This window comes from Arthrobacter sp. NyZ413 (assembly GCF_049390645.1).
GTDB lineage: Bacteria > Actinomycetota > Actinomycetes > Actinomycetales > Micrococcaceae > Arthrobacter.
Genome location: NZ_CP155434.1, coordinates 2,212,992 through 2,229,073 on the forward strand (window position 1 = coordinate 2,212,992; position 16,082 = coordinate 2,229,073).

At 64.8% G+C, this 16,082-nt stretch carries 15 protein-coding genes; 14 read left to right on the forward strand and 1 reads right to left on the reverse strand.

What is annotated here, in order from left to right; genetic code table 11:
• Positions 1-80 precede the first annotated feature (80 nt).
• On the forward strand, positions 81-1,871 hold the full coding sequence (gene aspS / locus ABCW42_RS10360; RefSeq protein WP_423184752.1) for an aspartate--tRNA ligase: 1,791 nt from the start codon (positions 81-83) through the stop codon (positions 1,869-1,871).
• A gap of 84 nt (positions 1,872-1,955) precedes the next feature.
• The gene (locus tag ABCW42_RS10365) at positions 1,956-2,723 is read left to right on the forward strand and encodes a GNAT family N-acetyltransferase (protein ID WP_423184753.1); all 768 of its coding nucleotides are present in this window, start codon (positions 1,956-1,958) and stop codon (positions 2,721-2,723) included.
• Positions 2,724-2,746: 23 nt separating this feature from the next.
• Here ABCW42_RS10365 and ABCW42_RS10370 read toward each other — a convergent pair whose 3' ends face one another.
• On the reverse strand, positions 2,747-3,454 hold the full coding sequence (locus tag ABCW42_RS10370) for an acVLRF1 family peptidyl-tRNA hydrolase (RefSeq protein WP_423184754.1): 708 nt from the start codon (positions 3,452-3,454) through the stop codon (positions 2,747-2,749).
• A gap of 40 nt (positions 3,455-3,494) precedes the next feature.
• Between ABCW42_RS10370 and ABCW42_RS10375 the strand changes: the two genes are divergently transcribed.
• The 12 genes from ABCW42_RS10375 (at position 3,495) to ABCW42_RS10430 (ending at position 15,989) form a co-directional block, all read left to right on the forward strand.
• Positions 3,495-4,973, forward strand: a complete 1,479-nt coding sequence (locus tag ABCW42_RS10375) for a replication-associated recombination protein A (protein WP_423184755.1) — start codon at positions 3,495-3,497, stop codon at positions 4,971-4,973.
• 171 nt (positions 4,974-5,144) lie between these two features.
• Complete coding sequence (rpsD, locus tag ABCW42_RS10380) at positions 5,145-5,771, forward strand: 30S ribosomal protein S4 (RefSeq protein ID WP_133204218.1); 627 nt, start codon at positions 5,145-5,147, stop codon at positions 5,769-5,771.
• Between the two features lie 145 nt (positions 5,772-5,916).
• On the forward strand, positions 5,917-6,291 hold the full coding sequence (locus tag ABCW42_RS10385) for a DUF948 domain-containing protein (protein WP_423184756.1): 375 nt from the start codon (positions 5,917-5,919) through the stop codon (positions 6,289-6,291).
• A gap of 87 nt (positions 6,292-6,378) precedes the next feature.
• On the forward strand, positions 6,379-6,591 hold the full coding sequence (locus ABCW42_RS10390) for a hypothetical protein (RefSeq protein ID WP_133204313.1): 213 nt from the start codon (positions 6,379-6,381) through the stop codon (positions 6,589-6,591).
• 150 nt (positions 6,592-6,741) lie between these two features.
• On the forward strand, positions 6,742-9,420 hold the full coding sequence (gene alaS, locus ABCW42_RS10395) for an alanine--tRNA ligase (RefSeq protein ID WP_423184757.1): 2,679 nt from the start codon (positions 6,742-6,744) through the stop codon (positions 9,418-9,420).
• A gap of 2 nt (positions 9,421-9,422) precedes the next feature.
• Positions 9,423-10,013 carry a Holliday junction resolvase RuvX gene (gene ruvX / locus ABCW42_RS10400; protein ID WP_423181187.1) on the forward strand — a complete coding sequence of 197 codons (591 nt, stop codon included), beginning with the start codon at positions 9,423-9,425 and terminating at the stop codon, positions 10,011-10,013.
• Complete coding sequence (gene mltG / locus ABCW42_RS10405; RefSeq protein WP_423181188.1) at positions 10,010-11,740, forward strand: endolytic transglycosylase MltG; 1,731 nt, start codon at positions 10,010-10,012, stop codon at positions 11,738-11,740. The genes ruvX and mltG overlap by 4 nt, the downstream gene beginning before the upstream one ends.
• A complete protein-coding gene (locus ABCW42_RS10410) occupies positions 11,737-12,591 on the forward strand; it encodes a shikimate dehydrogenase (protein WP_423181189.1) in 855 nt (284 codons plus the stop codon). Before mltG ends, ABCW42_RS10410 begins: the two co-directional genes overlap by 4 nt.
• A gap of 26 nt (positions 12,592-12,617) precedes the next feature.
• Complete coding sequence (gene aroC, locus ABCW42_RS10415) at positions 12,618-13,820, forward strand: chorismate synthase (protein WP_423181190.1); 1,203 nt, start codon at positions 12,618-12,620, stop codon at positions 13,818-13,820.
• A 53-nt stretch (positions 13,821-13,873) separates the two neighbouring features.
• Positions 13,874-14,383 (forward strand): shikimate kinase, encoded by a 510-nt coding sequence (locus ABCW42_RS10420; protein WP_423184862.1) that lies wholly within the window; start codon positions 13,874-13,876, stop codon positions 14,381-14,383.
• Positions 14,380-15,471: a 3-dehydroquinate synthase gene (gene aroB, locus ABCW42_RS10425; RefSeq protein WP_423181191.1), complete on the forward strand. Its 1,092-nt coding sequence runs from the start codon at positions 14,380-14,382 to the stop codon at positions 15,469-15,471. The genes ABCW42_RS10420 and aroB overlap by 4 nt, the downstream gene beginning before the upstream one ends.
• Positions 15,468-15,989, forward strand: coding sequence for a tetratricopeptide repeat protein (locus ABCW42_RS10430; RefSeq protein ID WP_423181192.1), 522 nt, complete (start codon positions 15,468-15,470; stop codon positions 15,987-15,989). Before aroB ends, ABCW42_RS10430 begins: the two co-directional genes overlap by 4 nt.
• Positions 15,990-16,082 lie beyond the last annotated feature (93 nt).

Sequence of the window (16,082 nt, forward strand, 5' to 3'; positions counted from 1 at the left end):
GCGGCCGTTCACCCCTGCGGGTAAACTCGAACGGGATCGCGTTGCAACGATCCGCTGAAAATCATGTTGAAAGGAATGCTGTGCTGCGCACACATGACCTCGGATCCTTGCGTTCCGAACACATTGGACAGACCGTCACCCTGGCAGGCTGGGTAGCCCGCCGCCGCGATCACGGCGGAGTGGCCTTCGTTGACCTGCGTGATGCGTCCGGCGTCGCCCAGGTGGTCGTCCGCGAGGAAGAGGTCTTCCACGGCCTGCGCAACGAGTACGTCCTCCAGATCGTAGGCACCGTCAACCAGCGTCCCGAAGGCAATGAGAACCCGCATCTCGCTACGGGCGAGATCGAGGTCATCGCGGAGAAGGTTGTTGTCCTCAACACTTCCGAGCCGTTGCCGTTCCAGATTGACGAGCACGTCGAAGTCGGCGAAGAAGCCCGCCTCAAGCACCGTTACCTTGACCTCCGCCGTCCCGGCCCTGCCAGGAACCTCCGCTTGCGCTCTGAAGCCAACCGGATCGCCCGGGAACTGCTGCACCAGCGCGGCTACATCGAGATCGAAACGCCGACCCTGACCCGTTCGACGCCGGAAGGCGCCCGCGACTTCCTGGTCCCGGCGCGTTTGGCGCCGGGTTCCTGGTACGCGCTGCCGCAGTCCCCGCAACTTTTCAAACAGTTGCTACAGGTGGGCGGCTTCGAGAAGTACTACCAGATCGCCCGCTGCTACCGCGACGAGGATTTCCGTGCCGACCGCCAGCCGGAGTTCACGCAGTTGGACATCGAGGCGAGCTTCGTCGACCAGGACGACATCATTGAGCTGGGCGAGGCCATCGTCAAGGCGCTTTGGCAGCTGATCGACGTCGAAATCCCGACGCCTATCCGCCGCATGACCTACCTTGACGCGATGGCCAAGTACGGCTCGGACAAGCCGGACCTGCGCTTCGGCCTCGAGCTTACTGAACTGACCGAGTTCTTCAAGGACACGAACTTCGGCGTCTTCAAGGCACCGTACGTCGGCGCCGTCGTCATGCCGGGCGGCGCTTCCCAGGCCCGCCGTGCGCTGGACGCCTGGCAGGAATGGGCGAAGCAGCGCGGCGCCAAGGGCCTGGCCTACGTGCTCTTCAAGGAAGACGGCGAGCTTGCCGGACCGGTTGCCAAGAACCTGACCGACGCCGAGCGTGAAGGACTGGCCGATGCCGTCGGCGCGAAGCCCGGCGACTGCATCTTCTTCGCCGCCGGCGAGAAGACAGCTTCCCGCGCTCTCCTCGGGGCAGCCCGCGTGGAAATCGGCCACCGCACCGGACTGATCGATCCCAAGGACTGGGCGTTCGTCTGGATCGTTGACGCACCGATGTTCGAGCCCGCCGCTGCCGCGGTCGCTTCCGGCGACGTCGCCGTGGGCGCGGGCCAGTGGACGGCCGTGCACCATGCTTTCACTTCGCCGAAGCCGGAGTTCCTGGACACCTTCGACAAGGACCCGGAATCCGCGCTGTCCTACGCCTACGACATCGTGTGCAACGGCAACGAGATCGGCGGCGGTTCGATCCGTATCCACGAGCGGGACGTCCAGGAACGCGTTTTCGAGCTCATGGGCCTTGACAAGCAGGATGCGGAAACGAAGTTCGGCTTCCTCCTCGAAGGCTTCAAGTATGGCGCCCCTCCCCATGGCGGCATCGCGCTCGGCTGGGACCGCGTAGTGTCCCTCTTGGCGGGCGTCGACTCGATCCGCGACGTCATCGCCTTCCCGAAGTCCGGTGGTGGCTTTGACCCGTTGACCGCCGCCCCGGCGCCCATTACGCCGCAGCAGCGCAAGGAAGCCGGCGTCGATTTCAAGCCTGAGGCCAAGCCGCAGGCGTCGGCGCCCAAAGCCGGCTAAAGCAGGACCCTAAATCGTGAGGCCTCCGCAATAGCGGAGGCCTCACGCGTCCTTGGGGTTGAACGGATTGATATCGAGGAGCCGATGGATATCGAAGAATTGATGGACCGGGCATGGCCGGCTCCCGAGCGTGAGGACAGCGGGGGCTGGGTCCTCCGGGCGGCCCGAGGCGTTACCCAGCGGGCGAATTCGGTGTGGCCCCGGGAATCCGTTGAGGACCACGGAGCCGCCTTGCGTATGGCGACGGAATGGTACCGCTCCCGGCGGCTGCCGTTGATCTTCCAGGTTTTCGTGGGCTCCCGGAGCGCCGCGCTCAACACGGCTTTGGACGTTCAAGGCTTCACGAGGCAGTCAGAAACTCTGATCATGGTGTCCCGGGACCCGTCGCCGAAACTCGGGGACGGAAATTCGGACGCCCCGACTACTGCCATAGAGATCGGTGACGAACCGTCCGAGGAATGGCTCCGGTTGTGGTGGTCGGTGGACGGCCGGGGCGGGGACGCGGAGCTCGACGTCGCCCGCTCGATCCTGACGGGATGCCCGTCGTTGTACGCACTGGTGAGGGACGACGACGGCGACCCGGCCGCCGTCGGACGCCTCGCCATGGTGGACGGCAAGGGAGGCATCTATTGCATGGCCACCCACGCCTGGCGCCGGCGCCGCGGGTACGCCGGACGGGTTCTGGACGCGCTCATGGCAGCGGGCAGGGACCGGGGCCTGGAAGAATTCTGGCTGCTCGTGATGGCCTCGAACGCGGGTGCCCGTTCGCTTTATGAAGGTGCGGGTTTCGAAGAGCATGGCCGTTACCTTTACCGGCAAGCGAGGCCCCGGCGCAGTTTGAGTGGCTGCTGACGTTTCAGCGCCAACGGCGGAAACTACAGCGGCGGGTCCGTGATTTTGATCCGGACGGAGCACGCGTCGGCTGCAGCCTTGCGTAGTACGGTTGCAGTGGGATCCGCGACGGCAAGGAACGGTAATTGTTTCCGGGTTGCGTAATCCTTCAAAGCCGGCGATTCCAGGACCGTGCCTGCGAGGGCGGAGTCGCCTCCCAGCACGAGGTATTCGAAAACGTTACCGGCGAAGATCGCGGCCGTATGGCCGGCCACCGCCTCCGTCAAGGCGTTTGCCTGGTTTTCGCGGCGCCGGGCAAACCGCTGCTGGGATGACCCGCCGGCCGAGGACCGTGACTGCACGTATCTGGAGCCGACCTTGGACGTGATGAGTTCTCCTCCGCTGGCAATTCCCACCGCGTAACCGCCGCGGCGCACCAGGATGATTCCCAGGCGCCTTTCCTGCGATGCGAGCGACGCCAATCGTTCAATCGCGTCAGTGCCTCGGCCTGGCCGCCCGTCGACGGGCCACGGCGCCCGCAGGAGGGCAGTCGCGCCGTCGGCCGCGCGCAGATGCACAGCGCCGTCGGCCGCGCGCAGGTGCACAGCGCCGTCGTCGGCGTGTTCCTGAACCGCGCCGTGGCTCGCGGCAAAACGCTCCAACCAGCCGCACAATCGCGGGCCAGGGATGAAGGCAGTCCGTTCTGCCGGTTGCTGTTGTCTTTCGTTCGAGCCGGATGCCCGAGCCGCCACGTGATGTCTCCTTCCGAGGATTCATGAGTAGCCTATCCATGTGGAAGATCTCTTTGGTGCCGGCGCGGACAGCGACGACGACGCCGACAACGACGCGCTGGATTTCGGGCGGTCCGACGACGTGTATTCGGGGACGAAGCGGGCGGCTTCGCAGCGGAGCCCCTTGGCGGTCCGGATGCGGCCGCGGACGCTTGACGACGTGGTGGGCCAGCAGCATTTGCTGGGCCACGGCTCTCCGTTGCGGCAGCTTGCGGCGGGTGCGGACGCGGCTGGTCCCGCTGGACCGAGTTCAGTCATTCTGTGGGGGCCTCCGGGAACAGGGAAGACGACCCTCGCGCATGTCATTGCCCGGGGAACCGGCCGTAAGTTTGTCGAATTGTCGGCCATCACGGCGGGCGTGAAGGACGTGAGGCGCGTCATGGACGAAGCCTTGACCGCCCGCGACTTGTACCGGACCACCACCGTGCTGTTCCTGGATGAAATCCACCGGTTCAACAAGGCCCAGCAGGATGCCCTCCTTCCGGGCGTCGAGAACCGGTGGGTAGTCCTGGTGGCGGCGACGACGGAAAACCCGTCCTTCTCCGTGGTGTCGCCTTTGCTCTCGCGTTCCTTGCTGCTGACGTTGAAGCCGCTGACGGATTCGGACATTGAGGGACTCCTGCAGCGGGCCGTCGCCGATGTGCGCGGTTTGGCCGGGGGAGTGGAGCTTACGCCGGAAGCCCTCGATCACCTCGTCCGGTTGTCCGGTGGCGACGCCCGCCGCGCCCTCACGGCGCTTGAGGCTGCTGCCGGCGTCGCGTTCGGGGATCGGGTCGACGACGGCGGCACGGCCGGGGAAGTCGAGGAGGAGGGCCTCGCCGGCGACGGCGCCCCGGACGCGCCGGTCGTCGTCGAACTCCGCCACACCGAGCGGGCGTTGGATTCGGCCGCTGTTCGCTACGATCGGGCGGGCGACCAGCATTACGACGTCGCCAGTGCGTTCATCAAGTCGATCCGTGGTTCGGATGTCGATGCTGCGTTGCACTATTTGGCGCGCATGCTGGAAGCGGGCGAGGACCCGCGCTTCGTCGCGCGGCGCATCGTCATCTCGGCCGCTGAAGACATCGGCATGGCCGACCCAACCGCCCTGCAGACTGCGGTCGCCGCCGCGCAGGCGGTTCAGCTGATCGGTATGCCCGAGGGGCGGATCATCCTCGCCGAAGCCGTTGTCCATTTGGCGACCGCCCCCAAGTCGAATGCCGCCTACATGGGCATCAACCAGGCGATCGCCGATGTGCGTGCGGGGATGGGGACGGGAATTCCCGCGCACTTGCGGGATGCCCATTACCAAGGCGCCAAAGGCCTCGGCCACGGCAAGGGGTACAAGTATGCCCATGACGCTCCCCATGGTGTGGCAACCCAGCAGTATGCTCCGGACGACCTCGTGGGCCGCGACTATTACGTGCCCACCGCCAACGGCGCCGAAAGGGACATCGCTCCGAGGCTTGAACGGTTGCGCCGGATCATCCGGGGCAAATAGTCGCCGTGCTAGGATGGATGTTTGTCTGGCAAGGCGCGGACGCACAAACCATCACACTTCCCGTGGGTTGGGCTGTGCCCTGCGCCCAGTAGCAAAAGGCAGCGGTTGGCCGATGCTCTCCCTCATGGAGGCCAGTAACACTGACACACCGCAGTAATTGGAAGGACACAAGTGGCTAACAACACTCGTGCTCGCCGTACCGCACGCCTTTCGCGTGCACTCGGCATCGCTCTGACTCCCAAGGCCGCCAAGTACATGGAGCGCCGTCCGTACGGCCCCGGTGAACACGGTCGCGCCCGCAAGAAGCAGGACTCCGACTACGCCGTTCGTCTGCGCGAGAAGCAGCGTCTGCGCGCCCAGTACGGCATCCGCGAAGCCCAGATGACCCGCGCCTTCGAAGAAGCGCGTCGCACCAAGGGCCTGACCGGTGAAAACCTGATCGAGCAGCTCGAAATGCGTCTCGACGCCCTCGTTCTGCGTGCCGGCTTTGCCCGCACGATCGCCCAGGCCCGCCAGCTGGTTGTGCACCGCCACATCCTGGTTGACGGCATCCGCGTGGACCGCCCGTCGTTCCGCGTCGGAGAAGGCCAGCTCATCCACGTTCACAGCCGCAGCGAGACCATGGCTCCGTTCCAGGTCGCCGCAGCGGGTGCGCACCGCGATGTCCTGCCCCAGGTTCCCGCCTACCTGGACGTCAAGCTTGACGCCCTGCAGGCACGCCTGGTTCGCCGCCCGAAGCGCTCCGAGGTCCCCGTGACCTGCGAAGAGCAGCTCGTCGTCGAATTCTACGCTCGCTAAATTCCAGAGCGCCTACAAGAAGCCCGTGGCACGCGCCGCGGGCTTCTTTGTATGTAAGGTACTTGGGGGGAGCCGCACTGCGCCGGGTGCGCGGAGCCGGACGGCAGGACCACCGCAACGCAACAACGCTAGGAGATGAGTGCCCATGACTGGTGGCGATATTGCAGGACTGATCGCAGCCGGAGTTTTTGCGCTCCTTGTGCTGCTGCTCGCCGTGCCGATCCTCAAGCTTGGCCGCGTCTTCGATGAAGTCCGCACGTCCATCCGTTCCTTGAGCGATGGCGCAACGCCGCTCATGGATGAAGTCACTGCCACTGTGTCAACAACCAACCAGCAGTTGAAGAAGGTGGACGGCATCGCTTCGAACGTCTCGGACGCGTCGGCGAACATTTCGGCGCTGTCCTCGCTGGTCGCCGCAACTGTGGGCTCGCCGCTCATCAAAGTGGCCGCATTCAGCTATGGGGTGCGTTCGGCACTCGGCAGTCGGCGCAAGCCCGGCAGCGGACGCCGAAGCCGCTGATCCAAGCGACACCCCAAGCAGGACCGTCGCAGGAATACCGTAGTCAGGAACACCGTAGTCAGGAACACCGTGAAAAGAATCGTCTGGATGGGTATCGGCGTGGCTATCGGGGTCATCGCCTTCCGCAAGATCACCGAGGCTCAAGCCAACATCGGGCCTGACGGCCTGAACCGCGCAGTCGGTCGGCTTGCCGACGGCATCTACGACTTCGCCGATGCCGTCCGCGCCGGAATGCAGGAACGCGAGGGCGAGCTCCGATCGGCGCTTGGCGTAGTGGAAGCCGGCCCCGGCAGCCACTAGCCCCGCCGGTTTGGCCATTCGCGGAGCCGGGGGCCGCGGTTCGCCCAAGCGGGCTTGGACAAGGCAGAATTAGAAGCTGTGGCATCGGCAACTGCCAGTGCCGCGCACGAACTCATGTGCAGTGAATTGAGAAGGGTAAGTAATCAGCTAATGAAGTCGCAGGAGATCACCAAGCGCTGGGTGGACTTTTTTGTCAGCAAGGGCCATACCGCCGTTCCCTCCGCGTCGCTCGTATCCAGCGACCCTTCCCTGCTCTTCACTGTGGCCGGCATGGTTCCCTTCATCCCGTACCTCACCGCACGCGAAGAGCCCGCCTTCAGCCGCGCCACCAGCGTCCAAAAGTGCATCCGCACCGGCGATATCGAGGAAGTCGGAAAGACCGCCCGCCACGGCACGTTCTTCCAGATGTGCGGAAACTTCTCGTTCGGCGACTACTTCAAGGAAGACGCCATCAAGTTCGCCTTCGAGCTGCTCACCAAGAGCGTCGACGACGGCGGTTACGGGCTGGACGTTGAACGCCTCTGGGTCACGGTCTATGAAGAAGACGACGAAGCCCAGGAATTGTGGCTGAAGAACACCGCCATCCCGGCGTCGCGCATCCAGCGAATGGGCAAGTCCGACAACTACTGGTCCACCGGCCAGCCGGGTCCTGCCGGCCCGTGCTCGGAGATCTACTACGACCGCGGACCGGCCTACGGTGCCGAAGGCGGCCCCATCGCGGATGAAACCCGCTACGTCGAGATCTGGAACCTGGTGTTCATGCAGTACCAGATCGAAAACGTCCGTTCGAAGGTCGATTTCGACATCGTCGGTGAATTGCCCAAGAAGAACATCGACACCGGCCTCGGCATGGAGCGCCTGGCGATGATCCTGCAGGGCGTCGAAAACATGTACGAGACCGACCAAGTGCGGCCGGTCATCGACAAAGCATCGGAATTGTCCGGCAAGGAATACACGTCCGCCGAAACAGCTGACGATCCGCACCACACGGACGATGTCCGCATGCGCATCGTTGCCGACCACATCCGCTCGGCGCTCATGCTCATTTCGGACGGCGTCTCGCCGTCGAACGAAGGCCGCGGCTACGTTCTTCGCCGGCTCATCCGGCGCGCAGTCCGCGCCATGCGGCTCCTTGGCGTCGAAGAAGCGTGCCTCCCGCACCTCCTTCCTGCGTCCCGCGACGCCATGAAGGGCGTCTACCCGGTGGTCGAGACCGATTTCGACCGCATCAGCCGCATTGCGTACGCCGAAGAGAAGGCCTTCCTCCGCACCATCGCGTCGGGCACTGCCCGCCTCGAAGAAGCCGTGGTGCTCTCCAAAGCGGCAGGCAAGCCCCTCTCCGGCGAAGACGCCTTCACTTTGCACGACACCTATGGTTTCCCGATCGACCTCACTCTCGAAATGGCCGAGGAAGCCGGATTGACGGTGGACGAAGCCCAGTTCCGCAGCCTGATGCAGGAGCAACGCCAGCGTGCCCAGGCCGATGCCAAGGCCAAGAAGGGCGGCCACGCGGACGTCTCGGCCTTCCAGGAGCTCCTGGCGGAAGGCGAGACCGTCTTCACGGGCTACACGGAACTGGAAGGCGAAGCCCGCGTTCGAGGACTCCTCAGCGCAGGCCGCCGCGTGCAGCACGCGTCCACGGGCGATGAAATCGAGCTAGTGCTCAACGAGACCCCTTTTTACGCCGAGGCCGGCGGACAGTCTGCCGACACGGGCCTCATCACGGGTGACGGTTTCGTCGTCGAGGTCCTGGATGTCCAGCGTCCCATCAAGGGACTGAGCGTCCACAAGGCGATCGTCCGCGAAGGTGAGATCGCTTCGGACGCCCTGGTGCTCGCCGCCGTCGACCGCGAACGCCGCCACGCTGCCGAGCAAGCCCACACGGCCACGCACATCGTGCACGCAGCGTTGCATCAGATCCTCGGTCCCGAAGCCACCCAGCGCGGCTCGTTCAACAAGGCCGGGTACCTGCGTTTCGACTTTGCCTGGGGCGAGGGCTTGAGCGCTGCCGCCAAGTCCGAAATCGAAGAAGTCTCCAACATCGCCATCCGCAACCACTTCCAGGTGGACACCAAGGTTATGGGCCTGGCTGAAGCCAAAGCCCTTGGCGCCATGGCGCTGTTCGGTGAAAACTACGGCAGCGAAGTTCGCGTGGTGGAGATCGACGGCGCGTGGTCGCGCGAGCTCTGCGGCGGCACGCACGTTGCCAACACTTCTTTGATCGGCAGCCTTTCCCTGCTCGGCGAGCAGTCGGTGGGCTCCGGAAACCGCCGTGTGGAAGCCTTCGTCGGCCTGGACGCCTTCCGTCACCTGGCCGCCGAACGCGCCCTCGTCACGGAGCTCACGGAAATGCTCAAGGTGCCGTCGGGCCAGCTTGCAGACCGGATCTCGAGCACCTTGGCCAAGCTCAAGGCGACTGAGAAGGAACTTGACCGCCTCCGGAAGGAACAGTTGGCCGCAGCTGCCGGAAACCTCGTGGCGACCGCCCAGGACGCTGCAGGGGTCCGTGTAGTGGCCCACGACGCCGGCCTGGTCGGGGGAGCGGACGACCTCCGCAGCCTCGCCATGGACCTGCGGAACCGGCTTGGCTCGGACGCGTCAACGGTCGCAGTTGCCGGCGTGAGCAACGACCGTCCGGTGATTATCGTGGCAACAAACGAAGCTGCCCGTGACGCAGGCGTCAAGGCGGGTGCGCTTGTGCGCGTGGCCGCCGGAGTCCTCGGCGGTGGTGGCGGCGGCAAGGACGACGTCGCCCAAGGTGGCGGATCCGACGCCGCGAAGATCGCACCGGCCCTTGCGGCTGTTGTGGACGCGATCGCCAAGCGCTGATCTTGGAGGATCTCACGAGCAGCGGCGCCTACCCCCGGGGTACAAAACTGGGGGTAGACGTCGGCACCGTCCGTGTGGGTCTCGCAATCTGCGATCCCGACGGAATCCTCGCGACGCCGTTCAAGACCGTCACGCGGGATGCCAAGAAGAATTCCGACGTCGGGTACATTGTCCGGCAAGTGGAGGAACTCGGGGCTGTGCAGGTTTTCGTCGGTCTTCCCCGCACCATGAAGGGGGAAGAACGGTCGTCCGCGGCCATGGCGAGCGAGTATTCGGAGCTCTTGGCGGAGGAGTTGCAGCGCCGCGGGATGGACGTGCCGATCAACCTCGTGGACGAACGGCTCACCACCGTGACGGCGCACCGCAACCTCCACGAAGCTGGCATGAGCAGCAAGGCCCATCGTAAAGTGGTGGATCAGGTTGCCGCTGCCGGAATACTTCAGCACGCGATCGACATGCAAAAAGCCAGAGGAGCAGATGTGGGCCGGCGCGTGCATGCGCCTACGCCACCCCAACACACTGACGGTGCCAACGCACCACTGCCCGCCTCCGGCATTGATCAACACTCTCCAACGAGGGGAAGACAATTGTGAGCCCGGTCAACCACGACCCCTCCAACGACGTATCGGAAGAGCGCACCAAGCCTCTGACACGCCGTGAAATCCGTGCCAGGGAACGATTCCTGGAGACCCAGAACCAAGAGGTATTGCCTCCGCCGGTGCCAGTGCACATTGAGGCGCCGGCTGCCGAGGAGCCCGCGAGGCAGTACGCCGCGCACGGCGCCTCCGGAGCCCCGTTGCAAGAGCACCAGGATGCGGCCGCCGCCCCCCAAGCCCCGGTGCGGGCTCCCGAGCCTGCTGCCGAAGAGCCCGGACCGGTTGAAGCCGCACGGGTTGAACCTGTCCCCGAGGCATCCGCCCCAGTGGAAGGGGCTGCGGACGAAATCCACCCCGCAACCGTCCACGACGAAGACTTGCTACAGGCGCCCAACGAGGCCCATCCAGCCACGGCCCACTTCGCTGCTGTCCATCCCGACGAAGCGAGCCATCCCGACGCCATCCATGCCGACGAGCTGCACTCGTTCGAAGCGGTACCCGGCGACGAATTCCACGATTTTCCTGCGCATGACGACGGCCTCGGGCAGGAATTTACCGAACACCAGGATCCCCAACACCAGGACCCCGTGTTCTACGAAGTCCATGACGAGAACGATCCCCACAGCATCATGGCCGCAGCAACCCCCGTGCCCAAGGCAGCGTCGAAAAAGGTTCGCCGCCGCCGTCGTTTGCTCGCACTCCTCCTGACCCTCGCGGTATTCGTGGCCGCAGTCACCGTCGGTGCCCAGTTCCTCAAGCCGCTGCTCGGGATGGACAAAGTAACCGACTACCCGGGCCCCGGCACCGGATCCGTTACCGTGACCGTGGCTCCGGGCTCCGGCCCCAAGGCAGTCGCGAACCAGCTCCAAGCCCAGCATGTGGTGGCAAACGCCGATTCCTTCCTTTCCGCGTTCTCGGCTGCCGGCGGCGAACTCTCGCCCGGCGACTTCACCTTCAAGACCGAGATGAAGAACTCCGACGCCGTTAACATCCTCCTGAACAAGGACGCCTCGAAGGTCATGTACTTCGCACTCAGTGCCGGCTTGCGCATCGGTGAGTCCTTGGACGCCATAGCCCAAGGTTCGGGCATACCGGTTTCCGAGCTCACGGCACTGAGCAATTCGCCGGCACAATTCGGCGTCCCGTCCCAGGCGAAGAACCTCGAAGGCTTCCTGGCACCGGGCGAGTACCGTTTCCCGCTCGGAACATCGGGCAAGGACATCCTCCAGAAGCTCGTCTCGTCGACGCTCGACGAATTGAAGGCGCAGGGCGTCACTGATCCGGTCAAGCAATACCAGACCATCACCGTGGCGAGCATCGTCCAGGCAGAAGGCGGACAGGCCGATTATGGCAACGTCGCCGGGGCAATCTACAACCGGCTCAAGCCCGGCAACACGGAGACCGCCGGCCTGATCCAGTCGGATGCCACTGTCACCTACGGCCTGGGTACCAAGACGCTCCACCTGACCGATGCCGAGAAGGCGGACAAGAGCAATCCGTACAACACCTACGCGAACGTCGGCTTGCCGGTCGGTCCGATCGGTTCCCCCGGCAAGACTGCCATTGACGCTGCGGCGAAGCCGACGCAGAACAACTACCTGTATTGGGTGACCATCAACTTGGACACCAAGGAAACGAAGTTCTCCAGCACGTTGGCTGAGCACCTCAAGTACGTTGACCAGTACAACGCCTGGTGTGCGGCCAACCCGGGACGGTGCGTGTGAGCAGACGTGCTGCCGTCCTGGGGCACCCGATCAGCCACTCGAAATCACCTGCCCTGCACCGCGCTGCCTACAGGCTGCTTGGGCTGGACATCGAATACTCGGCCATCGACGTGACGGTTGCGGGCCTGCCGGCCTTCATGGCGGGGCTCAAGGTTGAGGACAATTGGTGCGGGTTGTCCGTCACCATGCCCCTCAAGACGGCGATGGTGGAGGAAGTGGACGAGGTCCGCGGCGCCGGCGCGCACCTCGGCGTCATCAACACGGTTGCCTTCGAGCACACCGCGCAGGGCGTTCGGCGCGTGGGCCACAACACGGACGTCGCGGGCATTGTCGAGGCCGTGCGGAATGCCGGTGTGCGTGACACCCCGGTTTCCGCGATCCTCGGTGGCGGCGGAACATCCGCCGCAGCGATCGCGGCCCTGGGCGAGTTGGGCGCAAGCCATGTTGACGTCTACGTGCGCGACGCCGGACGTGCCCTCGAAGCGAAGGCCGCGGCCGCCGCCGTCGGGCTTTCCTTCGACCTGCGGCCCCTTGCCGATGCCGCCAAGGGAATCGCGACATCAGACTTGGTGATCTCAACGCTTCCGCCGCGGGCCGCGGACGGCATTGCCGAAGAATTCCAGCAAGGGCACGACGGCGGCACCGGGGTGTTGCTCGACGTCGCCTATGATCCTTGGCCCAGCCGGATCGCGGAAGCGTGGCAGGCACGCGGCGGGACCGTTGTTCCCGGGCTGGAAATGCTGCTTTACCAAGCCGTTGAACAGATCCGTTTGTTCTCCGGCGCCGACGTCGGGGCTGACGTCATAGATGTGATGTGCGACTCAGTCGGGCTTCCCCGGCGGGTCTACTAGGGGCCTTACATGGCAGGATTGGATATATGTTGCGTTGGTTGACTGCCGGTGAATCCCACGGACCGGCACTGCTCGGAATTGTAGAAGGCGTCCCCGCTGGCGTGGAACTCACCAGCGAGGAAATCCGCGACGCCTTGGCGCGCCGCCGTCTAGGCTACGGCCGCGGCGCCCGGATGAAGTTCGAGCAAGACGAAGTGACCATCCTGGGCGGAGTCCGTCACGGAGTCACGCAGGGTGGGCCCGTCGCCATCCAGATCGGCAACACCGAATGGCCGAAATGGGAGCAGATCATGTCCGCGGACCCGGTGGATCCGGAGATCCTCGCAGACCAGGCCCGCAATGCTCCCTTGACCCGGCCACGGCCCGGCCACGCGGACTTTACAGGCATGCAGAAGTACGGTTTCCCGGAAGCACGTCCTGTCCTCGAACGCGCGAGTGCCCGCGAGACCGCAACCCGCGTCGCCTTGGGCACGGTCGCCGCTCGTTTCCTGAAGCAGCTCGGCATCGAGCTCGTGAGCCACACGGTGTCCATCGCGAGCGTCACGGTACCTGAAGGACGCCCGCTTCCCGTGCCGTCCGACGTCCTCGCGCTTGACGCCGATCCGTTGCGGTGCTTCGACCGCGAAACGTCCAACGCCATGGTGTCCGAGGTTGACGCGGCCCACAAGGAAGGCGAAACCCTTGGCGGCATTGTCGAAGTCCTTGCCTACGGCCTTCCGCCGGGACTCGGCAGCTATGTCCATTGGGACCGTCGCCTCGATGCCCGTTTGGCCGCTGCGCTCATGGGCATCCAGGCAATCAAGGGCGTCGAGGTCGGAGACGGCTTCCTCACGGCCGCCCGCAGGGGTTCTGCCGCCCACGACGAAATCGTCAAGGACGAAACCGGCAGGATTGTCCGCAAGACCAACCGGGCCGGCGGCATCGAGGGCGGCATGAGCATCGGCGAGGTTCTTCGCGTACGCGCGGCCATGAAGCCCATCGCCACCGTTCCGCGCGCCCTGAAGACCATCGATGTCAGCACTGGTGAGGCGGCGAAGGCCCATCACCAACGCTCCGACGTCTGTGCCGTCCCGGCCGCGGGTGTGGTGGCCGAAGCCATGGTCGCACTCGTGCTCGCCGAAGCCGTAGCGGAGAAATTCGGCGGCGACTCCGTTGCCGAAACAGCGCGGAACCTTCGCGGTTACCTGGACAACATCCCGGCGACCCTGGACTCGGTCGGCCACGAGTGACCCACGGTATCACCGGCACCGGATTCGGACCCCCTATCGCCTTGGTTGGTCCGATGGCCGTCGGCAAGTCGGTCATCGGCCACCAGCTCGCGCAACAACTGGGCGTCCCTTTCGTCGATACCGACGCCGTCATCGTTGAGAACCACGGCACCATCGCTGACATCTTCGTCGGCCGTGGTGAGCATGCGTTCCGCGAGATCGAAGCCCGGACAGTGGGCCGCGTCGTCGAGGAAGCCGCGGGGAGTGGCGCGGTCATTTCGCTCGGCGGCGGGGCGGTACTCGATTCCGGTACGCAACAAATCCTGGCCGGCTGCACGGTCGTCTACCTGGAATGCGATTCGGCAACCGTTGCCGAACGCATCGCACGAAACACAGGCCGGCCGCTCCTGGCCGGCGACGGCATGGCACGCTGGGAGGCGCTGTTTGCCGCCCGCCGACCGGTCTATGAACGTTTGGCGGACATCACCGTCGACGTCCGGTCCGGAACCGTGGCGGAAATCGCCCTCCACCTGGAGGAAAGGCTGCGTGACCACGCGGCCTTGAAGGAGGAAGTTCAGAAATGAGCAACGACGCAACTGTCATCAAGGTCACCGGCCAGTCCGCCAACGAGAACTACGACGTCGTAGTAGGACACGGTCTCCTCGGCGGCCTTCCGGAAAAGCTGGGGGAGCGCGTCAGGCGCGTCCTGGTCGTTCACCCACGCGCCTTGCGCCTCACCGGTGACGCCGTCCGGGCGGATCTGGAAACGGCCGGGTTCACCGCCGTCACCGCCGAGATTCCCGACGCCGAAGAAGGCAAGCATATCCAGGTCGCCGCCTTCTGCTGGCAGGTCCTTGGCCAGAACGACTTCACCCGTTCCGACGCCATCGTCGCAGTCGGCGGCGGTGCGGTGACGGACCTGGCCGGGTTCGTGGCCGCCACGTGGCTGCGTGGCGTCAAAGTCATCCACATGCCCACGAGCCTCCTCGGTATGGTGGACGCATCTGTCGGAGGCAAGACCGGAATCAATACCGCAGAGGGAAAGAACCTGGTCGGTTCCTTCCATCCGCCCGCTGCCGTCCTCGCGGATCTTGACACGCTGCAAACGCTCCCCAAAAACGAATTGATCTCGGGCATGGCCGAAGTCATCAAGTGCGGATTCATCGCCGATCCGGCCATTCTCGACCTCGTTGAAAACAAGCCCGAGGAAGTGGCCGACCCTGGTTCGGCGGTCCTGCGGGAACTCATCGAACGCGCCATAGCGGTCAAGGCGAAGGTCGTTTCCGAAGACCTCAAGGAATCCGGACTGCGGGAGATCCTGAACTACGGCCACACGCTCGGCCACGCAATTGAACTCGTGGAGCGCTACTCATGGCGCCACGGCGCCGCCGTCTCGGTCGGCATGATGTTCGCGGCTGAACTCGCCCGCAGCGTTGGCCGCCTTTCCGATGCCGACGCCGACCGCCACCGTTCGATTCTTGAAGGGCTGGGACTGCCGATCACCTATCGCCGGGATCGCTGGCAGGGCCTGCTCGACGGCATGCGCCGCGATAAGAAGTCCCGCGGTGACCTCCTGCGCTTCGTCGTCCTCGACGGGATCGCCAAGCCCGGGATCCTCGACGTCCCGGACACATCGCTGCTCTTCGCTGCCTACCAGGAGATTGCATCATGACGACCGAAACCTTCAGCAGCGTCAGCGACTGGCCCACAGGCGGCTTCCCGGGCGTTCGAACCAATCCGGACACCCTTTTGCCGCACATCGTCAATGAAGAGGCGATGCAGTCGGCGCTGGCCGATTCGCAGGATCCCGCGGACCGCATCATGGCCCTGATCCTTGAAGGCCACCCCGGCGAAGCCGCCGAATTGCTGGCCGAGGCGCGCTACAACGATCCCGAATCGTTCAAGCTGCGGATCTTCGAAGCCGAATTGCACCGGGCCACCAACCGTTGCGACCGCGCTGTGGAGCTGTTCCGGCAGTTGCTGGGCGAAGTCCATGGCACGGGCCGGGAAGCCGTTGTCCACCAGTACTTGGGCCGGGCATACTTCGTTGCCGGGAACCCGGTGGCAGCGGCGGAATCATTCACGAAGGCCTTGGACATCCGGGTCGCCTCGGCCGCGGACGCGTCCTTGATTTATGCCTCGGCAGTAGCCCTGCAGCGCGCACGCAACGTCCTCGAACTGGCATCCTGACGTCCTTCGGCCCGCCTGGATTGCAAGCGCGGCGGGCCGATCTCATTTTGCCGGTAGAATGGACTTTGGATTTTTGACAAATACGCGCTGGCG

Coding starts and splice junctions, on each gene's coding strand:
- ABCW42_RS10365 (WP_423184753.1), top strand. CDS start 1,956: ATGGATATCGAAGAATTGATGGACCGGGCATGGCCGGCTCCCGAGCGT.
- ABCW42_RS10385 (WP_423184756.1), top strand. CDS start 5,917: ATGACTGGTGGCGATATTGCAGGACTGATCGCAGCCGGAGTTTTTGCG.
- ABCW42_RS10390 (WP_133204313.1), top strand. CDS start 6,379: ATGGGTATCGGCGTGGCTATCGGGGTCATCGCCTTCCGCAAGATCACC.
- alaS (WP_423184757.1), top strand. CDS start 6,742: ATGAAGTCGCAGGAGATCACCAAGCGCTGGGTGGACTTTTTTGTCAGC.
- aroC (WP_423181190.1), top strand. CDS start 12,618: ATGTTGCGTTGGTTGACTGCCGGTGAATCCCACGGACCGGCACTGCTC.
- ABCW42_RS10420 (WP_423184862.1), top strand. CDS start 13,874: ATGGCCGTCGGCAAGTCGGTCATCGGCCACCAGCTCGCGCAACAACTG.
- aroB (WP_423181191.1), top strand. CDS start 14,380: ATGAGCAACGACGCAACTGTCATCAAGGTCACCGGCCAGTCCGCCAAC.
- ABCW42_RS10430 (WP_423181192.1), top strand. CDS start 15,468: ATGACGACCGAAACCTTCAGCAGCGTCAGCGACTGGCCCACAGGCGGC.